Here is a 20,255-nt window from a genome sequence, read left to right on the forward strand (position 1 = left end):
GGGCTTGTATCTGAGATACCCCTTTTTTGAGGAGTATGTCAGATACAAGCCTGCAACGGGTTTGATACCGGATAGCCAACAGACGAAAAGGGGATCACCATGCCGACATCTTCAAAAAACCAGCCCAGATACAAGCGTGTTCTGCTGAAGCTCAGTGGTGAAGCCCTGATGGGAGACCTCGGTTTCGGTATTGATCCCAAAGTCCTCGATCGCATGGCGCTGGAAATCGGGGCTCTGATTGGTATTGGCGTTCAGGTTGGCCTGGTCGTTGGCGGCGGTAACCTGTTCCGTGGCGCTGCCCTGAGCGCTGCCGGCCTTGATCGGGTAACCGGTGATCACATGGGCATGCTGGCCACAGTGATGAATGGCCTGGCGATGCGGGATGCCCTGGAGCGTTCCAATATCCGTACCCGTGTGATGTCTGCCATCCCGATGAGTGGCATTGTTGAGCATTACGATCGCCGGCGTGCGGTGCGTGACCTTAAGGAAGGGGATGTGGTGATCTTCAGTGCGGGGACCGGTAATCCGTTCTTTACAACCGATTCTGCTGCCTGCCTGCGCGGCATTGAGATCGAGGCCGATGCAGTACTGAAGGCAACTAAAGTGGATGGCGTATACAATGCCGATCCCCATCTTGATCCGACCGCGGTAAAATACGATCACCTGACCTACGATGAGGTTCTGGACAAGAAATTGGGCGTGATGGACCTGACGGCCATTTGTCTGGCCCGTGACCACGGCATGCCGCTGCGGGTGTTCAACATGACTCAGCCTGGTGTGCTTACCCGCATTGTCACCGGCGAGAAAGAAGGCACATTGATAGAATAATGGTTTCCGGCCCGCTAACAGCCGGTGACTTCGATAGAATCAGACGAACGAATTTGAGGATGCTGACGTGATTAACGACATCAAAGCAGATGCCGAAAAGAAAATGCAAAAGAGCCTGGAAGCTCTGCACTCGGCTTTCAACAAGATCCGCACCGGCCGTGCCCATCCGTCCATTCTGGACAGCGTGATGGTGAATTACTACGGTCAGGAAACGCCACTGAAGCAAATTGCCAGTGTCAACGTAGAGGATAACCGCACTCTGATGATTACGCCTTGGGAAAAGAACCAGGTACCGGTCGTCGAAAAAGCCATCATGATGTCGGATCTGGGCCTCAACCCGTCGTCCAACGGCGACATCATTCGTGTGCCCATGCCCATGCTGACCGAGGAAACCCGGAAAGAAATGGTCAAACAGGCAAAAGCCGACGCCGAGCATGGCCGGGTGTCTGTCCGTAATGCCCGCCGCGACGCCAACACCATGCTCAAAGATCTGCTGAAAGAAAAAGAGATCAATGAAGACGATGAGCGCCGGGGTGAGGAAGAAGTCCAGAAGCTGACTGACAAGTACATCGCTGACGTTGATAAAATGCTGAAAGCGAAGGAAGAGGATCTCATGGCGGTCTGACCGCCAGGGCTATTCAGTACAAAGCAAGCGGCGGGTCAACACTCCGCCGCACAGAGGATTTCATGACGGCACAAGTAACCGCAGAAATTCCGGTGACGGCAGATAGCTGTCCTCGGCATGTGGCCATTATCATGGATGGCAACAACCGGTGGGCGAAAGTTCATCGGCTCAAGGGAGTGGCAGGGCATAAAGCGGGCGTGAATGCGGTGAAAGCCGTCGTGGAAACCTGTGCCAGGGAAGGTGTGCAAGTGCTTACCCTCTTCGCCTTTTCCAGCGAAAACTGGCGCCGGCCGAAGGATGAAGTTTCGGCTTTGATGAGGTTGTTTCTGATTGCTCTGGAGCGTGAAGTCAGAAAGCTTCACCGGAACAACATCCGCCTCAGGATCATCGGTGACCGCTCTGCGTTCAATGCTGTTTTACAAGAGCATATGGACAAAGCCGAGGCGCTGACCCGCGACAATACCGCCATGACGCTGGTGATAGCTGCCAATTACGGCGGCCACTGGGATATTACCCAGGCTACCCGCAAGGTGGCTGAGCAGGTACAGGCCGGGGCATTGCAGGCATCGGATATCACGGATGATATGATCCAGCAGCATCTGAGCATCGGCGACCTGCCCATGCCGGATCTTCTGATTCGTACCGCAGGAGAGCAGCGCATCAGTAATTTCCTGTTGTGGCATCTGGCCTACACGGAATTCTACTTTTCCAGTGTGTACTGGCCAGACTTCAAGGCCGAGGAAATGCGCAAGGCCCTCGAGGCCTACAGCTGCCGCCAGCGTCGTTTTGGTCAGACAGATGACCAGATTGCGGCTCGAGCTTCACAACAATAACGATACAGCGACTTATACCGTGTTAAAAACCCGCATTATTACCGCACTCATTCTCGCGCCCATTGCCATTGGCGGGATCTTCTTCCTGCCACCGCTGGGTTTTGCGTTGTTTACCGGCGCCATCATTGCCCTCGGCGCCTGGGAGTGGGCGAACATGGCCAGCATTGAAGGTCAGCCGGGCCGCGTTGTGTATGCTCTGGCGGTTGCCGCACTTCTTTATCTGGTTTGGCTGTTAAAGCTACCGGCGGTGCCTTTGTTATGGCTGGCGGTCATCTGGTGGCTGGTATGTTTCTGGCTGGTGCGCCGCTATCCGGCTGGCTCCGACACCTGGGGCACCGTGCCACTGCGGGCGCTGATGGGCCTGTTTGTTCTGGTGCCAGCCTGGGTGGGGCTGAATCACCTTCGCACCGGAGGGGTCCAGTTTGGTGAGGTCTCCAGCAATCTGATCGTTATTGTCTATATCTTCTTTGTGGTTTGGGTAGCGGACATCGGCGCGTATTTTGCGGGCAGAGCGTTTGGCAAAGCCAAATTGGCGCCCAAAGTCAGCCCTGGCAAGTCCTGGGCCGGCGTTTGGGGCGGTCTGGTAGCCGTGGCACTGCTGGCCGTGGTGGCCAGCGTACTGGCGGCGGCCAGCGTTACCGAAACTGTACTGTTAATCGCTGCCACTCTGCTGACCGGGTTTGTCTCGGTGCTGGGGGATCTGCTGGAAAGCATGCTCAAACGCTTCCGGGGTATCAAGGATAGCAGCCAGCTGCTTCCTGGCCATGGCGGCATTATGGACCGGGTCGACAGCCTTACCGCCGCTATTCCGGTCTTTGCCTTGATGATCACCCTGCTGGGTTGGTTGACCACCGGTCACTGGTCGTTATGACAAAACGTTGCATTACCCTATTAGGTGCAACGGGTTCCATCGGGCTGAGCACGCTGGACGTTGTTCGCCGACACCCGGAACGATTCTCTGTCTACGCGCTGACCGCGGGCACCCGGGCCCGGGAGCTGGCAGCGCTGTGTCGCGAGTTTCGGCCCAGAGTCGCGGTAATGGCAGACTCATGCGCGGCCGGCGAGCTTGCCCGGCTGTTGAGTGATTGCCCGGATATCCAGGTACTTGCCGGGGACCAGGGGTTGTCTGCCGTGGCCGCGGCGGAGGATGCTGATACCGTGATGGCGGCTATTGTCGGCGCGGCCGGGCTGGCACCCACTCTGGCGGCGGTTCGCGCCGGCAAACGGGTACTCCTCGCCAACAAGGAAGCTCTGGTGATGACTGGCCAGCTGTTTATGGATGCAGTGGCCGATTCCGGTGCAGAGTTGCTACCGATCGACTCCGAACACAATGCCATCTTCCAGTGCATGCCGGCGGACAAAATTCGCGATCCCAAGGCCGCAGGTATTACCCGGATTCTGCTGACGGCGTCCGGCGGTCCGTTCAGAACTTTCGCCGCCGAGCAGCTCAGAGAAGTCACCCCGGCGCAGGCTTGTGCGCATCCGAACTGGTCCATGGGCCAGAAAATATCGGTCGACTCCGCCACCTTGATGAACAAGGGGCTCGAGCTTATCGAAGCCTGTTGGTTGTTCAACACCACGCCGGAACATGTCGAGGTTCATGTTCACCCAGAGAGTATTATCCATTCTATGGTGGAGTATGCTGACGGCTCGGTACTGGCGCAGCTGGGCAGCCCGGATATGCGTACGCCGATTGCCAATGGCCTGGCCTGGCCAGAGCGGATTGAAGCCGGCGTGGCGCCGCTGGACCTGTTCTCGATTGGAAAGTTTCACTTTGAGCGCCCTGATCTTCAGCGCTTTCCTTGTCTGCGCCTCGCGGCGGAAGCCTTCGCCAGTGGCGGTACCGCCCCGGCAGTGTTGAATGCGGCCAACGAAGTGGCGGTGGCGGCGTTTCTTGAGGGCAGGCTGTGCTTTGCCGATATCCCCGTTATCATAGAGCGGACTCTGGCCGTTATCCCCGTGGTAACGGCGAGCGACTTCGAGACCATCTTCACGAAAGATGCCGAGGCGCGGGAGTGTGCCAGGGAACAGATCAGCCTGCTGTCTGTCTGACCCCTGCGGGAATGTTCCCATATTCGCCTTTAGCCACTAACCGGAAAATCTATGCAGATTATTCAAACTGTTCTGGCGCTTGCGTTAACTCTGGGGATTCTGGTTACCCTGCATGAGTATGGGCATTTTTGGGTTGCCCGGCGATTCGGGGTCAAGGTACTCCGATTTTCCGTGGGCTTTGGTAAGCCACTTTATTCCTGGTATGACCGGCACGGCACCGAATTTGCGATTGCTGCCATTCCGCTGGGTGGCTACGTCAAGATGCTGGACGAGCGAGAGGGTCCGGTACCCGAAGAACTGAAAGATCAGGCATTCACGTCAAAACCGCCTTCCCAGCGCATTGCCATCGCCGCCGCTGGTCCGGTTGCCAATTTCATTTTCGCCATTTTTGCCTACTGGCTGTTAAGTGTTGTGGGTGTCACCAGCGTCGCGCCGATTGTGGGTGAGGTTTCACCGGGGAGCGTGGCCGAGCGGGCCGGCCTGCAGCAGGGTATGGAAATACACGGTATCGATGGGCGTCGGGTTACGTCCTGGCGCGACGTCAACATGCGCTTGCTGGAGCGGGCCGGAGAGCATGGCGAGGTTACCCTTGAGGTGTCCCGAAATGGCGCCAGGGGTACGGTAGAGGGCTCTCTCAATGGTTGGCGCTTGAGCGACGATGCGCCAAACCCGCTGGCCGAATTCGGAATCACGCCCTGGCGCCCGGCGGTGCCGGCGGTATTGGGACAGGTGATGGCTGATGGCCGGGCCTCGGCCGCAGGACTGGAAACCGGTGACCGTATCGTTGCGGTCGAGGGTGAGCCGATCGCCGACTGGTTTGCCTTGGTCGAGATCATCCAGAATGCCCCCGAGACCGCACTGACATTATCGGTTGAGCGCAATGGCGAACCACGCGAGCTTACCGTGCGTCCGGCGTCCCGGACTCTGGATGATGGCCAAGTCATCGGTTTTGTCGGCGCCGGGGTAGAGGCCATCGGCTGGCCTGATGAAGTGTTGCGAGAGGTTCGTTATGGCCCATTGGCGGCCATTCCGAATGCGGTCCAGGAAACCTGGTCGGATACTCGGCTGACCCTGGTCGCCATTAAAAAAATGGCCACCGGGCTGTTGTCGCCCACCAACCTGAGCGGGCCGATTACCATCGCCCGGGTTGCCGAGGCCAGTGTCAGTTCCGGTTTTGAGGATTTTGTGCGCTTTCTGGCGTACCTGAGTGTCAGCCTGGGCGTGCTCAATCTACTGCCGATCCCGGTTCTGGATGGCGGTCACATCGTGTATTACACCATTGAGGCAATCCGCCGTAAGCCAGTGTCTGAACAGGTTCAGGCACTTGGATTACGAATTGGTATGGCTTTGATTCTGACTTTAATGGTGTTTGCTCTTTACAACGACCTGATGCGGTTGTGAGAATTGCGGGCTCCTTACCGCACATTAACCAGGCGATATAACTGAATGAGACGTTCCCTTCTAGCTGTAGCCGTTGGCCTAGCCATTACCGCAACTGGTATCAAGCCTGTGTTGGCGGATGAATTCACGGTGGCGGATATCGAGGTAGAAGGCCTTCAACGGGTTTCGGCGGGCTCTGTATTCTCTGCTTTTCCGGTCAATATCGGTGAAGAGGTGGATGAGACCCGTCTGGCTGCTGCCATCAAGGATCTGTTCCGGACGGGCCTTTTCACCGATATTGAGGCCAGCCGTGACGCTGGCGTGTTGATTCTTGCGGTTAAGGAGCGGCCATCCATTTCATCCATCGAAATCGACGGCAACAAGAATATTGAGACTGATATGTTGATGGATGCCCTCGCCGGTGCCGGGCTTGAAGAGGGGCAGGTGTTTCGGCGGGCAACCCTGGAAAGGCTGGAGCTGGAAATCCTGCGCTCTTACATTGCTCAGGGCCGCTATAACGCCCGAGTGCGGGCCAGTGCCGAAGAGCTTCCGAGAAACCGGGTGGCGGTTCGCCTCGATATCAATGAAGGTTCTGTGGCGTCCATTCAGCACCTCAACATCATTGGTAATTCTGATTTTAGTGATGAAGAGCTGATCAGCCTGTTTGAGCTGCGGACTACCAGTTGGTGGAATTCAATCACTAACAAGGACAAGTACGCGCGGGAGCGCCTGAGCGGTGACCTCGAGTCATTACGGTCCTTCTACCTGGATCGTGGTTATCTGGATTTCAATGTGGAGTCGAGCCAGGTCTCCATCTCGCCAGACAAACAGCAGGTTTTCATTGCGATTTCTCTGGACGAAGGTCCCCAATACACCATCTCTGATGTCCGCCTTCGCGGCGAACTGATTGTTGGTGAGGAAGAGTTGCGCAAACTGATCCCGGTGTCAGAAGGGGATGTGTTTTCCCGCGCTCAGATGACCGCCATTTCTGAGGCGTTGTCGTTCCGCCTTGGCCGAGAGGGCTATGCCTTCGCCAATGTAAACGCCGTTCCTGAGCCGGGTGAAGATAACACGGCGGCGGTCACCTTCTTTATTGAGCCCGGTAAGCGCGCGTATGTGCGGCGGGTGAATTTTGGCGGTAACGTTTCTACCAAAGACGAAGTGCTCCGTCAGGAAATGACTCAGATGGAGGGTGGCATTGCCTCCTCCGACCGTATCGAATTCTCCAAAACCCGCCTTGAGCGGCTGGGCTTCTTCCAGTCGGTGGATGTTGAGACGGTACCGGTACCGGGGTCTGATGATCTGGTTGATGTGAATTACAGTGTTCAGGAGCAGCCGACCGGCAGCTTGTCGGCGTCGATCGGTTTTTCCCAGAACTCAGGGATAATCCTGGGTGCGGCGGTGTCAGAGAACAACTTCTTTGGCAGCGGTAAGCGGGTGTCTTTTGGTGTTAATGTCAGTGATGCGGTCAAAAGCGCCAATGTGTCTTATCTTGATCCGTATTACACCGTTGATGGGGTAAGTCGTGGCTTCAGCCTGTTTGCCCGTGAGACGGATTACGAGGAAGAAGAAATTTCATCGTATCTGCTGGACGAGTACGGCGGGCGACTAACCTTCGGTTACCCGACGGATTCAATTACCCGCCTGAATTTCGGGGTGGGAATTACTCAGTCCAACATCAAAAAAGGTATTTTTTCCGCCCAGGAAGTTGAAACCTTTATTGATGAAGAGGGTGACTCATTCGTCAATTACTTTGTGTTTGGTAACTGGCGCCGCAGCACGCTTAACCGAGGTGTCCTGCCAACTCGCGGTTACAGCCATTCCCTGTCATTGGACGTGGCGGTACCCGGCAGTGACCTGACCTTCTACAAGGCCACTCACAGAACTGATTTCTACTACCCGCTGGTTGATACGCAGCGATGGGTTGTCAGGGCTCGGACAGAGGTTGGTTTCGGCGATGGCTACGGTGATCGCACACAAATGCCGTTTTTCGAGCATTTCTATTCCGGCGGTTATGGTTCGGTGCGGGGTTTCCGGGCAAACTCCCTCGGTAACCGCGCAGAGCCAGCCGTGGGTGACCGGTCGGATCCTGATCCGTTTGGCGGAAACTTGTTGACCGAAGCAGGTCTTGAACTGATCTTCCCGACACCATTCGCTGGCGATACGCGTTCAATGCGCACCTCTGTGTTCCTCGACGCGGGTCAGGTGTTCGATACTGCCCGGAACTTTGATCCTGAAGCGGGTGAAGTGCGGGCCTCGGCCGGTATCAGCTTCCAATGGATTACCGCCGTGGGCCCGCTTGCGTTCAGTTTGGCGAAACCGCTTAATGACAAAACAGGTGACGATACCCAGGTATTCCAGTTCTCCCTGGGGCAGACTTTCTGATAGCAGTGCACAAAAAAACAAAGGATGAAACACAGGAGATTTTCATGAAACGTCTATCTGCCATTATTGGCGCAACTCTGATGGCATTCTCGCTGCAAGCTGCAGCGGAAACCCGTATTGGTGTGGTTGATCTGCGCCAGGCGCTGTTCTCTTCCAATGACGCCCAGGTCTTTAGCCAAAAGCTTCAGCAGGATTTCGCGGGCGAAGAGGCAAAGGTGCGGGAAGCTCAGGAAAAGGCCAGAACGCTCAAGGATCGTCTCGAAAAAGATGGTGCCATGATGAACGAGAGCGAACGCAACAAGCTTGCCGGTGAGTTCCAGGAAACCGTTCAGGAATTTAACTTCCTGAAGCAGCGTCTCGACAGCACCGTGGCCCAGCGCAAGCAGCAGTTCCTTGAGAGTGCGCGCCCGGAAGTGGATGAGGCTGTCAAAGAGCTATTGGGTGAGCACAATCTTGATCTGATTCTGCCCAGCGAAGCAGTGGTCTACGTTAAGCCGGAGATGAACCTCACCTCCGAGCTTCTGGAAAAACTGAACCGCTGATTGAAACAAATGCCCCCGGCTGGCGGGATTCGGAGAAGGTTAATGACGACGAAATCTTACAGCCTCCAGGAGCTGGCAAAGGCTCTGGGCGCAGAACTCAAAGGCGATCCAGATACCCGCATTTCCGGACTGGCCACATTGCAGGCTGCCGGCCCGGGAACTATCAGTTTTCTTGCCAACCCGGCCTATGGAAAATACCTGAAAGAAACCAGGGCATCCGCCGTTATTGTCTCGCCAGCGGCGGCTGATGATGCTCAGACCAATGTCCTGTTACTGGACAACCCTTACCTGGGCTATGCTCGCCTCAGCCACTGGTTTGACCCTGCACCGGTTGCGTCGGCCGGGGTTCACCCAACTGCCGTGATTGACACCTCAGTGGTGGTTCCTGAAACCTCCAGCATTGGCGCCCATGTTGTGATCGAGGCGGATGCGCAGGTTGGCGAACACGTCGTTATCGGCGCCGGCTCGTTTGTCGGTGCGCGCACACAGATCGGTGATCATTCCATTCTCTGTCCGAGAGTGACCCTGGCCCATGACGTCGTCATAGGCCAGCGTTGCCTTATTCTCAGCGGCGCGGTGATTGGTTCGGACGGCTTCGGCTTTGCCATCGATCAAGGCGTATGGCACCGCATTGCGCAGGTGGGCGGTGTCGTTCTGGGCAACGATGTTGAAATTGGTGCGAATACCACGATTGATCGTGGAGCTTTGGATAGTACGGTCATCGGTAACGGTGTGAAGATCGATAACCTGGTTCAGATCGGTCACAACGTCTCCATCGGTGATCACAGTGCCATGGCTGCGACGGTGGCTGTCGCCGGCAGCACCCGAATTGGTAGCCACTGCGTTTTCGGTGGTGCCTCTGGTATTGCCGGCCACCTTGAGATTGCCGATCAGGTCCAGCTTACCGGAATGACCATGGTCACCGGGGATATTCCGGAGCCCGGGGTGTATTCCTCTGGAACCGGTTTTGACAGCAACCGCCAATGGCGAAAAAATGCGGTACGCTTCAGGCAGTTGGATGTACTGGCCAGAAGAATCAAAGAACTGGAAAAGCAATTAAAGGGCTGAGGCCGATCGACATGATGAAAATTGATGAAATTCTCGAGTATCTGCCACATCGTTACCCTTTTTTGCTGGTTGATCGTGTAACCGAGGTCGAAAAGGGCAAATCGATCAAGGGATACAAGAATATTTCCTTCAATGAGCCGTTTTTTACCGGGCACTTTCCCAATAATCCGATTATGCCCGGTGTACTGATCATCGAAGCGATGGCCCAGCTGTCGGGAATTCTCGGTTTTGTGACCGTGGAACGGAAACCCTCAGATGGCGTGATACAATATCTGGCTGGTTCCAGCAAAGCGCGCTTCAAGCGCCCCGTGCTGCCCGGAGATCGCATGGATATGGAGTCTGTGTTTTTATCCGGCAAGCGCGGTATCTGGAAATTTGAGTGCCGCGCCCTGGTCGACGGTGAAGTCGTGTGCGTGGCCGAAATATTGACCGCTGAGAGAGAAGTTTGATGGCGACAAATGACTGGTCGGGTGTCCATCCTCAGGCGATTGTGGACCCATCAGCCAAACTGGCGGATAACGTGACCGTTGGTCCCTGGAGTTACGTGGGTCCTGGCGTTGAAATAGGTGAGGGCACCGACATCCTGTCTCACGTAGTGATCAAAGGCCCAACGGTCATTGGTCGCAACAACCGCATATTTCAGTTCTCCAGTATCGGAGAAGAATGCCAGGATAAGAAGTATGCCGGTGAGCCTACCACTCTGGTTATTGGCGACGATAATGTTATTCGTGAAAACTGCACCATTCATCGCGGCACCATTCAGGATCGAGGTGAAACCCGGATCGGCAGTGGTAATCTGTTGATGGCTTATGTGCATGTTGCCCACGACTGCTGTATTGGCAATAACACCATTCTGGCCAATTGTGCCACCCTGGCAGGTCATGTCACGGTAGGCGATTACGCCATATTGGGTGGTGGCACCATGGTGCACCAGTTCTGTCATATAGGTCCGCACAGTATGGCTGCTGGTGGCAGCATCATTCTGAAAGATATTCCGGCCTACGTGATGGCCAGTGGTCAGTCTGCTCAGCCCCACGGCATGAACGTAGAAGGCCTGAAGCGTCGAGGCTTCAGCAAAGAAATACTGCTTACCCTGCGTCGCGCCTATAAGGTGATCTATCGTCAGGGCCTGACTACTGAGCAGGCACTGGAAGAGCTTGAACAGGCCTTTCCCGACGTGCCGGAGGTTCGCCCGCTGATCGACTCGCTCCGGAGAGCGGATCGCGGCATCATCCGCTGATCTGGCTGGAGGTTGCCGGTGCCAAACTCTCAGACTGATCTGGTCAGTGATCGCAAGCTGACGGTTGCGATTATCGCAGGTGAAGCATCGGGGGATATCCTTGGTGCGGGGCTGATCCAATCGCTTCGCAAACGTTACCCGAATGCCCGCTTCGTCGGTATCGGGGGTGATGAGATGGTCGCTGAAGGTTTCCATTCGTTGGTGCCTATGGAGCGACTGTCGGTGATGGGCTTGGTAGAAGTGGTGGGGCGCATTCGGGAGCTGTTCAGCATCCGCGCCCGACTACTGGATTTCTTTTTTAAAACTCCTCCTGATGTGGTTATTGGCATTGATTCTCCGGACTTTACCCTGGCAATTGAGCGCCGCTGCCGGGAGGCCGGTATTCCCTCGGTACACTATGTCAGCCCGTCGGTTTGGGCCTGGCGTCAGAAACGCATTTTCAAAATTGCCAAATCTGTTGATCTGATGCTGACGCTTTTTCCCTTTGAGGCGCGTTTCTACGAGGAGCATCAGGTGCCCGTGGCATTCGTGGGGCACCCATTGGCGGATCGCATTGCCATGAAAACTGATACTCGCGCTGCACGAGAGAGTCTTGGTCTGGATGTCGACAAACCTGTGCTGGCGGTATTGCCCGGTAGCCGGGGAGGTGAGGTGGAGCGGCTGGGCACCCTGTTCCTGGAAGCCTCGCGCTGGCTTCAGTGCCACCGGCCAGATATTCAGCTGGTTATCCCCTGCGTAAACCGGGACCGGGAGAGACAGGTGCAGGGCCTGGTGGAGTCGCTCGAGGTCAAGCTGCCGGTCACCCTCGTTCGGGGCCGTTCTCGGGAGGTGATGGCCGCCAGCGACGTGGTCTTGCTGGCCTCCGGAACTGCAACCCTTGAAGCCATGTTACTGAAAAAGCCGATGGTGGTCGGTTATCGCCTGAGTAACTTCAGCTTCAAGCTGCTTTCAAAGCTGGTCAAGGTGCCGTGGGTGGCTTTGCCAAACCTGCTTGCCCAGAAACAGCTGGTGCCCGAACTGCTGCAGGATGATGCAACGCCAGAGGCGCTGGGTGCGGCGGTGCTGGAGCGGCTCGAGGACGAACAGGGACGACTTCGCCTGAATGAGGCTTTCTCGGAACTGCACGAATCGCTCAGGCAGAATGCTGACGAACGAGCTGCGTCGGCAATTTCGGATCTGCTGGAGAGCAGGCGCTAATGGCCGGCAAAGAGCTGCCACCGTTCGAGTGTGAATACCTGGGTTGGCGCCTGGCGGGCGTGGATGAGGTTGGTCGCGGCCCTTTGATTGGCGCGGTGGTTACTGCCGCCGTGATCCTGGATCCGGCACGCCCGATTGAGGGGCTGGCCGACTCCAAAAAGCTGACCGAGAAGCGGCGCCTGAAACTCTACGATGAAATCGTCGATAAGGCCGCCACCTGGAGTCTGGGTCGCTGTGAATCTTCTGAAATAGACCGGCTGAACATTTTCCAGGCCACCATGCTCGCCATGAAGCGGGCTGTTGAGGGGCTCACTATCCAGCCGGAATATGTTCTGGTGGATGGTAACCGTTGCCCCAACTGGGCCTGGCCTTCCGAGCCCGTGATCAAGGGCGACAGCCGGGTATCGGCCATCAGTGCTGCGTCGATCATTGCCAAAGTCACCCGTGACCGGGAAATGGAGGTACTTGAGCAGAAGTATCCGGGCTTTGGCCTGGCGCAGCACAAAGGTTACCCCACACCGGTGCATCTTGAAGCGCTGATGCGGCTTGGCGCAACTCCGGAACACCGCCGGTCTTTCCGTCCGGTACAGGAGGCTATCGACACCGTCGGGTTGTTCCAAAGTGATACCCAGGACCAACGCCACGAACTGGCCTATCCGGTGGATCTGTTTGAAAATATGGGTTGACAGGCTCGGAGGGTGGCTGTAATATTTGCGCCACGTTGATCGGGGTTAGCCCCGAAGACAACAACCGGTTTGATGCGGGGTGGAGCAGTCTGGTAGCTCGTCGGGCTCATAACCCGAAGGTCGTAGGTTCGAATCCTGCCCCCGCTACCATATAAAAGAAAGGCAGATCAGTTACTTACTGGTCTGCCTTTTTTGTGTCTGGACCCGCAGTTAAGTGCCAGATGACCGTCATTCATTTTTTTTGCACAAGGTCTTATCCGCTATCCTGATAGCGGAGTACCCTTCAGATTTCCCCGATTCCATCCCTGGACTCAGCTTTTCATGTCTGTGCTTTCGCTTCACTGCGCCTTGTGAAGCTCCAGAAGATCACCTGCCATACACTGAAATAATCTCCAGAGCATTTCGGTTGCATCAAAGCCTGTTCGTTGTGCTGTTTCTTTGTAGAGCAGGGTTGAAACTCTGCCGCCCGGGCGGATTGGCTCAGAAAAGGGAGGCGTGATGCTGTCTGAAAGGTCGGGTGCCACTTTTTCAGACGAAGGCCAAGCGCGTGGAAAGTTCCCTGGCCCTATTGACGGCCAGAGGCCAACAGCTCGGGGCGCCGAGAATAGGGGGGTACGAGGCGGTTGCCGGTAAGGAGGCCCCTGCGCTCTTTCTCGGTGATACGCTGATCAACAACAACTACGGCCTGGTGGATGGTGTCACCGCAGTGATGGGCGGAACTGCCACTCTCTTTGTGAAGCATGACCGCGACTATGTCCGCGTGTCCACCAACGTAAAGAAGCAGGACGGTTCACGAGCCACAGGTACCACGCTGAATCTCAACGGCGCTGCCGGGCAAGCCATCCAGCGTGGAGAAGCCTATTTTGGCCAGGTGGAAATTCTCGGTAATCCCTACCTTACCGCCTACAGCCCTATGCTTAACCAGGCCGGCGAGACCGTTGGTATCTGGTACGTGGGCTACTCAGCCGACCTGACGGAATTGAGCAACGCCATTGCCTCAGCCCGCCTGCTGGACAAAGGCTTTGTTGCGCTTGTAGGTGATCAGGGTGAGGTGCGAATGCATTCGGATGTAATCGAGATCGGCAAGATTAACGAGATTCTGGAGACCACCCCGGACGATTGGCAGCTTGAGCAGACGGCCTTCGAACCCTGGGGTTACAGCGTTGTTACCGGCTACGCAACGGACGAAGTGTCCGGCATGGTCTGGGCACAGACCACTCGCGCCGTGTTGATGATCGCCGTTGGCGGCCTTGTCATTATCGGCTGCCTCGGGGTGCTGGTGCAGCTGGTCATTGCCAGACCGCTACAGAAGATGAACGAGGCCATCAATGACATTGCTGAGGGAGAGGGAGACCTTACTGCCCGTTTCAATCCGACCACAACCAACGAGTTGGGGCTGATGGCCAAGGGCTTTGATAAGCTGATAGACCGGCTGCAAACCACGATTATGGACACCAAGGGCTCGACCCAAAGCCTGCTGGATGCATCCGGAAATCTCAAAACAATCGCCTCGGAATCCGAATCGGTAATTTACCGTCAAAACCAGCAAACGGAGCAAGTGGCGACCGCCATGAACGAAATGAGCGCGACCGCACAAACCGTTGCCGAAAGTGCTGCACGGGCAGAGAATTTGGCCAAGGAAGCCGATCACTGCGCCGAAAACGGACAAGTTCTGATTGAGGAAACCACCCGAACCATAGCCAAACAACTTGAGAATGGCGAGCGCTCGACCAGTTCTAGTGCATTACTCAAAAATGCCTCTGAAAACATAGGCAGTATTCTATCTGTTATCGAGAACATTTCCGGGCAGACTAATCTTCTTGCCCTGAATGCTGCGATTGAGGCCGCCAGAGCCGGCGAACATGGCCGTGGTTTTGCCGTGGTTTCGGACGAGGTGCGGAGTCTCGCCAGGCGGACCCAGGATTCCGTCAAGGAAATCCAGGATCAGATTCAATACTTGCAGGAAGGTGTCAAGAGTGTGGTGGCAGTGATCATCGATGGCAGTCGGCTTGCCGAAGAAGCCAATGGTACGATCATGGAGACCGGAGCGGCTATTGAGCAGTTACGCACGGGTGTTCGTGCCATCCGCGACACTAACATTGAAATGGCCAGTGCTGCAGAGCAGCAAAGCCAGGTGTCTGAGGACATTAATAAGCGACTTGAGGAAATTCGGCAAATGGCGGGCGTGAGCGACGAAAATTCTGCGTCTACCAACGAGGCGGCGGAGAATGTGAGGACCGTGGTTGAGCAATTGCAGGCCAAACTCGACCACTACAAAACCTGACGTTTCAGGCGCATTGCGCCCGCATCGAACCGGCTCGATTTGGGAAGCAAAATTCCGCTCGCAACGGTAAGCTCATCAAGCCCGGATGTTTGGTAGCTCCGCTCGGGAGGGAGCTCCAAACCTCGTGCCGCTGCTCAGAGGCAGGGTTCAGAAAACGGCGCCTCGAGCTTTACGGTCATTTCCTCCGAAATAGCCTCAGTGTTCCAGCGCCGGAACTTCTTGCGGTTCGCTTGGTAGCTCTTCGCTAAGGAAGGTTTCGAGGGAGTCGTCCATCGCCTGCATCCACGGCGTGTGGTGGGCCGGTGCGAGGGTGCCGGTGAGGGTTGAGCGGTAACTCTTGTTGCGATAGCCGAGAATGTCCGCTTCTTTGTGGTGTTCCCATTGTTTGAAAATCTCGGCCACGCCCTCGACGTCGAAGGTTGGGTAGTCGGTGGGTTGCAAGAGATCGCGGATATAGGCGGCCTGGAAATCGATGGCCTGGAACGGATTTTCGACGCCTTGTTCCTGCTTGACCCAGTCTGCGCTGTCGGCGGCCATGGCGGACTCATCTGGCAGGCTTATTCGGCCCATGATCACATCACGCGCGTACCAGGCCTGAGCATCGAACATATTAAAGGTGTAGTACTGATCCTGCATGCCCAGGAATACCAACTTCGGGTTCTTCTCAAGAAAGATGCCCTTGTATAGGGCTTCTGGGTAGAGCCGGTTGTGAGTGTTCAGGGTCAGCTCGTCGGGAAGGAACGGGAAGTGGTGTTGGTAGCCGGTGCAGAGAATAATGGCGTCCACATTCTGGCTGCTGCCGTCCTTGAAATAGGCCGTTTTTCCGACCACCTTGGTGAGCAGTGGCCTTTCGGTAAAAGAGTCGGGCCAGTCGAAGCCCATGGGCTGGCTGCGGTAGCTGAAGGTGACCGATTTCGCGCCGTATTTATGGCACTGGGTGCCGATGTCTTCAGCAGAATAGCTGCTACCGATCAGCAGAAGGTCCTTGCCGGCGAATTCGCAGGCGTCGCGAAAATCATGGGCATGCAATACCCGGCCCGGGAACTGGTTGAGACCTTCAAAATAAGGCGCGTTAGGCGTCGAGAAGTGACCAGTGGCCACGACCACATAATCGAACTCTTCAGTGCTCAGTTGGTCTTCTTTGAGATCCCTTACGGTGACCGCGAATTTGCCAGTTTTCTCGGTATAGTCCACCCAGTGTACCGCCGTATCAAAGCGGATGTACTGACGTGCACCGCTCTTCTCAACTCGGCCCATGATGTAATCCCGGAGCACTGCCCGGGGCGGGTAGGAGGGAATGGGTCGGCCGAAATGTTCCTCGAAGCTATAATCCGCAAACTCCAGGCATTCTTTCGGGCCATTCGACCAGAGGTAGCGATACATGCTGCCGTGCACAGGTTCACCGTAGGCATCAAGGCCGGTGCGCCAGGTGTAGTTCCATAGCCCGCCCAGATCACTTTGTTTTTCGTAGCAGACGATTTCAGGAATGTCGGCACCGGCGAGACGTGCTGCTTCAAAAGCGCGGATTTGGGCAAGCCCGCTGGGGCCCGCCCCAAGAACGGCGATTCGAAAGTTCATAGTTTTCCTCTGTTGTCTGGATGTGCGTCGGCTGAATGAGCGAGAGCTTGCTCGTGCGACGAAAAAGATAGTCGTGCCTTGGCTGTTCTTCCGCAGGAGCAAGGCTCTGTGAGAGCGGTTCGCGCATGCGCACGCCAAAAGCAGAATCAGCTGCGGGTAAAAAATACCCGGAGGCTTCGTTCCGTTTGCCGAGGAATAAAGGCAATTCGCTTCAGGGCGGAAAATTTTCGTTTCAGCCGAGTTGGCTGTTCTGCAAGGCGTCTAAGCGTCGGCACCAGGGCAGAGCTTGAGGTGATTTGCAAAGGCGGATCGCTGCCGCCTTTTGGGGTGATTCGGTAAATCAGAAGTGAAATCTTAACACAGAACGGAAGTTCTTGTGGTTTAAGCGAGCCTTAGTTCGCTCCAGGTGTCAAAAAACCGGCGAATTTTACTCCCTAAAAATGACGCTATTCGCATCATAGGTTGTCCAGATTTTATAGAATTTCACAAAATCGACGACAAACTGGTGCAAGAAAGATATGAAACGCGTCATCAAAATGTCAAAGGCATGGACTGCTGCGTTTTTCTTCGGGATCGTTCTTACAGGTTGCGGCGGCGGAGGCTCCGATGGCGGCTCAGCCAACTCTTCCGGGTCATCGACCGCCGGGTCTGAGGCTGGTTCTTCCAGTGTGGTGGCCGAGGCTCCGCGCTCAGCGGTTCTGAGTTGGTCTGCGCCCGCGACTCGAGTTAACGGTACGGGTATTGCGATGGGCGAGCTGGACAAGTACGTTATCCGTTATGGTCAGGATGTTGATGACTTGTCCGGTGAAGTGATGATCGGCGAGGCCGACAGCTATCCGGAGATGTCCTACATTGTTGAGAATCTGGACAGCGGCACCTGGTACTTCACAATTCAGGTGCTGGATAAAGAAGGTCTTGTCAGCGAACCATCAGAACCGGTTAGCAAAACCATCCGTAGCTGATCAGTCAGGGCATAGGGTCGGCGATCGGTAATTTCAATGTGAAGGTGGTGCCTTCGCCCGGCTCGGAATCAACTGTTATCTCTCCCTGGTGTTTTTCAACCACGGTTTTCACAAATGACAGGCCGAGGCCCGTACCGTGGTTGCCTGTTAGTTCGCTTCGCTTTTGCCTGTGGTAACGATCAAACAGCTGCGGCAACTCGTCCCGATCGATACCGCTGCCCTCGTCGGAGATCGCCAGGCAGGCCAGATAGCCAGCACGGTAAACCTGAACGGTGATGGCCGAACCTTCAGGGCTGTACTGCACCGCATTGGTCATCAGGTTGATCACCGCCCGTTCCAGCAATTCCGCGTTCCCTTTCAGCCAGAGATCCTCCGTACCTGCAACCACCAAGCTGATCCGCTTTTCCTGCGCCTGTTCGCACACGCTGTCGCGAGCATTCTCCACGATCGCCAGAAACTCACATTCGTAGAAGCGGGTTTCGGTCAGCTGCTCGGCGCGGGCCAGTTGCACGAACTCTTCAGCGAGGTGATAGCTGCGCCGAGCCAGTCTGCCCAATTGTTCCAGCTGACTTGCATCGATGTGGCTTGGATCTCGTTTCAGTTGCTCGATCAGGGCCAGTTGCGAAACGAGGGGTGAGCGAACGTCGTGAGAAATAAAGTCGATGGCTTCGCGGTGCTGGCGTTGTTGCTCTCGCAGCTCTGAAATGTCGGAGATGTTGGCAATAATCCCGGATTGCTTGTTGTCGGGCAGAGCAAAGGGCGCCAGGTGAATCAGGAAATCTTTGTTGTGGATTTTCAAGTCCACAGTCCGGCTCTGCTGCAGTGTCAGGGTTTCGGCGACGGTTTCATGCCAGGGCGCAAGTTCGCGCGGGTCATGGCCTTCGAGCAAGCGGGTCAATGGCAGGCCGCTGAGACTGGGCATGGGTTCCCGGAACCAGGCTTCAATATGTCGGTTGGCAAAGCGAATAACGCCGAGTTCGTCGGTGACGATGATGCCATCGGGCATGTGCTCGAAACTGTGGCTTATGAAGGCTTGCATTTGCCGGAGGCGATCGGTTGCCGTTCGCACTCTTTCGATTCGATTGGAAATGTTTTCCTGAGTGCCCGGTTTGTTTTTTTGCTGGAGGGTGTCTTCCAGTTTGAGTTTCTGAAGGTAGAGCTGGATGACTTCCCGGCTGAGATCGTCTGGCAGGGTCAGGCCAAGCACATACCTTGCGCCGCTGCGGATCAGGTATATCCAGCTTTGATTACCAAGGTGAACCCACTGCCCCGGCTCGCTGAATCCTGGGGCATCCCGGAGGATCATGCGATTTACCGCCAGCAGGTCTTCGCCTTCAGCCAGCAGCCAGCCCTGTGGTTGCAGCAAAGAGCACAGGTGTTCCATTAGTTGCATCGGGTGGCGGCGGGAGGGTTCCGGTAATGACAGTTGCGGGATCCTGGCCATGTCGTCCAGTTGACGGTTCAGAAAGCGGTTGGTCATGGCAAGGCGCAGACCGGTGGCGACCGGAAAGGCGATCATGGGCAGGAACGCTGCGTTGGCCGCCGAGAGGTGAACCTGAAAGCTGCGTAGGGCAATAAAATACGTACCCAGTACCAATATAAAGCTGCCTGCGCAGGCAGCAAAGGTCACCGTCGGCTTCAGTCTTGGTAAGGTGTTGACCAAAATGAGCAGTATCGCGAGCGCCATCGCCAGCGACAGCCACTGAGGCGCACGCGAGATCAGTAGTGATTGACGGCTGGCGGAATAGACGTTGGCGTGGAATTCTACGCCACTCATCGGGCGGCTGAGGCCAGAGAAGGGTGTGCTTAATACATCGCGGAAGCCTGCGGCGGTTGCGCCAATGAACACGGTCTTGCCAGCAAACAGCTCTGGTGCCGCCGGTTGGCGAAGTACGTCTGCATAGGGGTAGGCTGGCAGGGTGTCTGCGCCACCGGCCAGCGGTACCAGTCTGAACTCATTGCGCACGTTGGTGTAAGCGGGTGCGTCCGTGTCAACCAGGGGCCCCGAGGTTTGATCTTGCGCAGCGATAGCCAGTGCCGGCCTTTGCTGGTGGCCAAGGCTGTTGTAAAGATACAGGCCTCGCGCAACGCCGTCTTCGTCCAGTTCGACATGAACGTGACCGAGTGCGGAGGCGGCTTGTTCCAGCGGCGGCGTTGGCAGTTGTTCGCGAATCAGATGGCGGTCGGTGGCTGGCGAATAGTGAATGGGCAGAACCACGCTGCCATGGCGCGCCATGGCGTCCGCAAGGGTCTGGTCGTTGCCGGTCGGCTCAGAAAACAGAATGTCGAAGACAATGGTTTGTGCTCCAGCTTCACCAAGCCGGTTGATCAGGTCAGCATGAAGACTGCGATCCCAAGGCCAGCGGCCCAAGACATCAAGGCTGTGTTCATCGATGGTGACGAGGACAACGCCATGGTCAACCGGTGCAGGCCAGGTGGTGATGGCGTTATCGTAAAGCCAGGCATCGACCCGCCAGGGCAAGGTTGTGGTCTGGATCAGCAACAGTATGCCTGTGAGCAGAAGGCCCAGAGACAAGGGTGTTGTTTTTAATGATAACCAATCCCTTCTCATGGGCCGTGCTGTTCGTTCTGGTA

Annotated in this window: 17 protein-coding genes and 1 tRNA gene; 16 read left to right on the forward strand and 2 right to left on the reverse strand. The window is 56.1% G+C overall.

Annotated features, from left to right (window positions below; translation table 11 throughout):
• The first annotated feature begins 99 nt into the window (after positions 1–99).
• From pyrH to C7H08_RS12035, 15 genes are all read left to right on the forward strand, one after another.
• The gene (gene pyrH, locus C7H08_RS11960; RefSeq protein WP_106672149.1) at positions 100–828 is read left to right on the forward strand and encodes a UMP kinase; all 729 of its coding nucleotides are present in this window, start codon (positions 100–102) and stop codon (positions 826–828) included.
• A gap of 67 nt (positions 829–895) precedes the next feature.
• Positions 896–1,453: a ribosome recycling factor gene (frr, locus tag C7H08_RS11965; protein WP_106672151.1), complete on the forward strand. Its 558-nt coding sequence runs from the start codon at positions 896–898 to the stop codon at positions 1,451–1,453.
• 62 nt (positions 1,454–1,515) lie between these two features.
• On the forward strand, positions 1,516–2,286 hold the full coding sequence (gene uppS, locus C7H08_RS11970) for a polyprenyl diphosphate synthase (protein ID WP_106672153.1): 771 nt from the start codon (positions 1,516–1,518) through the stop codon (positions 2,284–2,286).
• 19 nt (positions 2,287–2,305) lie between these two features.
• Positions 2,306–3,157 carry a phosphatidate cytidylyltransferase gene (locus C7H08_RS11975; RefSeq protein WP_106672334.1) on the forward strand — a complete coding sequence of 284 codons (852 nt, stop codon included), beginning with the start codon at positions 2,306–2,308 and terminating at the stop codon, positions 3,155–3,157.
• Positions 3,154–4,338, forward strand: a complete 1,185-nt coding sequence (gene ispC, locus C7H08_RS11980) for a 1-deoxy-D-xylulose-5-phosphate reductoisomerase (protein ID WP_106672154.1) — start codon at positions 3,154–3,156, stop codon at positions 4,336–4,338. The genes C7H08_RS11975 and ispC overlap by 4 nt, the downstream gene beginning before the upstream one ends.
• A gap of 51 nt (positions 4,339–4,389) precedes the next feature.
• A complete protein-coding gene (rseP, locus tag C7H08_RS11985) occupies positions 4,390–5,739 on the forward strand; it encodes an RIP metalloprotease RseP (protein ID WP_106672156.1) in 1,350 nt (449 codons plus the stop codon).
• A 45-nt stretch (positions 5,740–5,784) separates the two neighbouring features.
• Positions 5,785–8,103, forward strand: a complete 2,319-nt coding sequence (gene bamA / locus C7H08_RS11990) for an outer membrane protein assembly factor BamA (protein WP_106672158.1) — start codon at positions 5,785–5,787, stop codon at positions 8,101–8,103.
• 44 nt (positions 8,104–8,147) lie between these two features.
• Entirely contained in the window at positions 8,148–8,645 is a 498-nt protein-coding gene (locus C7H08_RS11995; RefSeq protein WP_106672160.1) for an OmpH/Skp family outer membrane protein, read from the forward strand.
• A gap of 42 nt (positions 8,646–8,687) precedes the next feature.
• Positions 8,688–9,713: a UDP-3-O-(3-hydroxymyristoyl)glucosamine N-acyltransferase gene (gene lpxD / locus C7H08_RS12000; RefSeq protein WP_106672162.1), complete on the forward strand. Its 1,026-nt coding sequence runs from the start codon at positions 8,688–8,690 to the stop codon at positions 9,711–9,713.
• Between the two features lie 11 nt (positions 9,714–9,724).
• Positions 9,725–10,162, forward strand: a complete 438-nt coding sequence (fabZ, locus tag C7H08_RS12005) for a 3-hydroxyacyl-ACP dehydratase FabZ (RefSeq protein WP_106672165.1) — start codon at positions 9,725–9,727, stop codon at positions 10,160–10,162.
• A complete protein-coding gene (gene lpxA, locus C7H08_RS12010; RefSeq protein ID WP_106672167.1) occupies positions 10,162–10,953 on the forward strand; it encodes an acyl-ACP--UDP-N-acetylglucosamine O-acyltransferase in 792 nt (263 codons plus the stop codon). The genes fabZ and lpxA overlap by 1 nt, the downstream gene beginning before the upstream one ends.
• Positions 10,954–10,971: 18 nt before the next feature.
• Positions 10,972–12,150, forward strand: coding sequence for a lipid-A-disaccharide synthase (gene lpxB, locus C7H08_RS12015; protein WP_227663093.1), 1,179 nt, complete (start codon positions 10,972–10,974; stop codon positions 12,148–12,150).
• Positions 12,150–12,836 (forward strand): ribonuclease HII, encoded by a 687-nt coding sequence (gene rnhB, locus C7H08_RS12020; RefSeq protein WP_106672169.1) that lies wholly within the window; start codon positions 12,150–12,152, stop codon positions 12,834–12,836. The genes lpxB and rnhB overlap by 1 nt, the downstream gene beginning before the upstream one ends.
• Positions 12,837–12,909: 73 nt before the next feature.
• Positions 12,910–12,986, forward strand: a tRNA-Met gene (locus C7H08_RS12025).
• A gap of 397 nt (positions 12,987–13,383) precedes the next feature.
• Positions 13,384–15,120 (forward strand): methyl-accepting chemotaxis protein, encoded by a 1,737-nt coding sequence (locus C7H08_RS12035; protein WP_227663092.1) that lies wholly within the window; start codon positions 13,384–13,386, stop codon positions 15,118–15,120.
• Positions 15,121–15,315: 195 nt separating this feature from the next.
• Here C7H08_RS12035 and C7H08_RS12040 read toward each other — a convergent pair whose 3' ends face one another.
• Positions 15,316–16,698: an NAD(P)-binding domain-containing protein gene (locus C7H08_RS12040; RefSeq protein ID WP_106672177.1), complete on the reverse strand. Its 1,383-nt coding sequence runs from the start codon at positions 16,696–16,698 to the stop codon at positions 15,316–15,318.
• 518 nt (positions 16,699–17,216) lie between these two features.
• On the opposite strand from C7H08_RS12040, the gene C7H08_RS18415 reads away from it, so the two are divergent.
• A complete protein-coding gene (locus tag C7H08_RS18415) occupies positions 17,217–17,660 on the forward strand; it encodes a fibronectin type III domain-containing protein (protein ID WP_227663091.1) in 444 nt (147 codons plus the stop codon).
• 4 nt (positions 17,661–17,664) lie between these two features.
• Here the strand turns inward: C7H08_RS18415 and C7H08_RS12055 are convergent, their stop codons facing one another.
• Positions 17,665–20,232, reverse strand: a complete 2,568-nt coding sequence (locus tag C7H08_RS12055; RefSeq protein ID WP_106672186.1) for a CHASE2 domain-containing protein — start codon at positions 20,230–20,232, stop codon at positions 17,665–17,667.
• Positions 20,233–20,255 lie beyond the last annotated feature (23 nt).

The sequence above is a fragment of the Marinobacter halophilus genome (assembly GCF_003007685.1).
Classification (GTDB): domain Bacteria; phylum Pseudomonadota; class Gammaproteobacteria; order Pseudomonadales; family Oleiphilaceae; genus Marinobacter; species Marinobacter halophilus.

Bases quoted from the DNA above. Each gene is read 5' to 3' on its own strand.
- pyrH (WP_106672149.1), top strand. From the start codon at position 100: ATGCCGACATCTTCAAAAAACCAGCCCAGATACAAGCGTGTTCTGCTG.
- uppS (WP_106672153.1), top strand. From the start codon at position 1,516: ATGACGGCACAAGTAACCGCAGAAATTCCGGTGACGGCAGATAGCTGT.
- ispC (WP_106672154.1), top strand. From the start codon at position 3,154: ATGACAAAACGTTGCATTACCCTATTAGGTGCAACGGGTTCCATCGGG.
- rseP (WP_106672156.1), top strand. From the start codon at position 4,390: ATGCAGATTATTCAAACTGTTCTGGCGCTTGCGTTAACTCTGGGGATT.
- bamA (WP_106672158.1), top strand. From the start codon at position 5,785: ATGAGACGTTCCCTTCTAGCTGTAGCCGTTGGCCTAGCCATTACCGCA.
- C7H08_RS11995 (WP_106672160.1), top strand. From the start codon at position 8,148: ATGAAACGTCTATCTGCCATTATTGGCGCAACTCTGATGGCATTCTCG.
- lpxD (WP_106672162.1), top strand. From the start codon at position 8,688: ATGACGACGAAATCTTACAGCCTCCAGGAGCTGGCAAAGGCTCTGGGC.
- fabZ (WP_106672165.1), top strand. From the start codon at position 9,725: ATGATGAAAATTGATGAAATTCTCGAGTATCTGCCACATCGTTACCCT.
- lpxA (WP_106672167.1), top strand. From the start codon at position 10,162: ATGGCGACAAATGACTGGTCGGGTGTCCATCCTCAGGCGATTGTGGAC.
- rnhB (WP_106672169.1), top strand. From the start codon at position 12,150: ATGGCCGGCAAAGAGCTGCCACCGTTCGAGTGTGAATACCTGGGTTGG.
- C7H08_RS12040 (WP_106672177.1), bottom strand. From the start codon at position 16,698: ATGAACTTTCGAATCGCCGTTCTTGGGGCGGGCCCCAGCGGGCTTGCC.
- C7H08_RS18415 (WP_227663091.1), top strand. From the start codon at position 17,217: ATGAAACGCGTCATCAAAATGTCAAAGGCATGGACTGCTGCGTTTTTC.
- C7H08_RS12055 (WP_106672186.1), bottom strand. From the start codon at position 20,232: ATGAGAAGGGATTGGTTATCATTAAAAACAACACCCTTGTCTCTGGGC.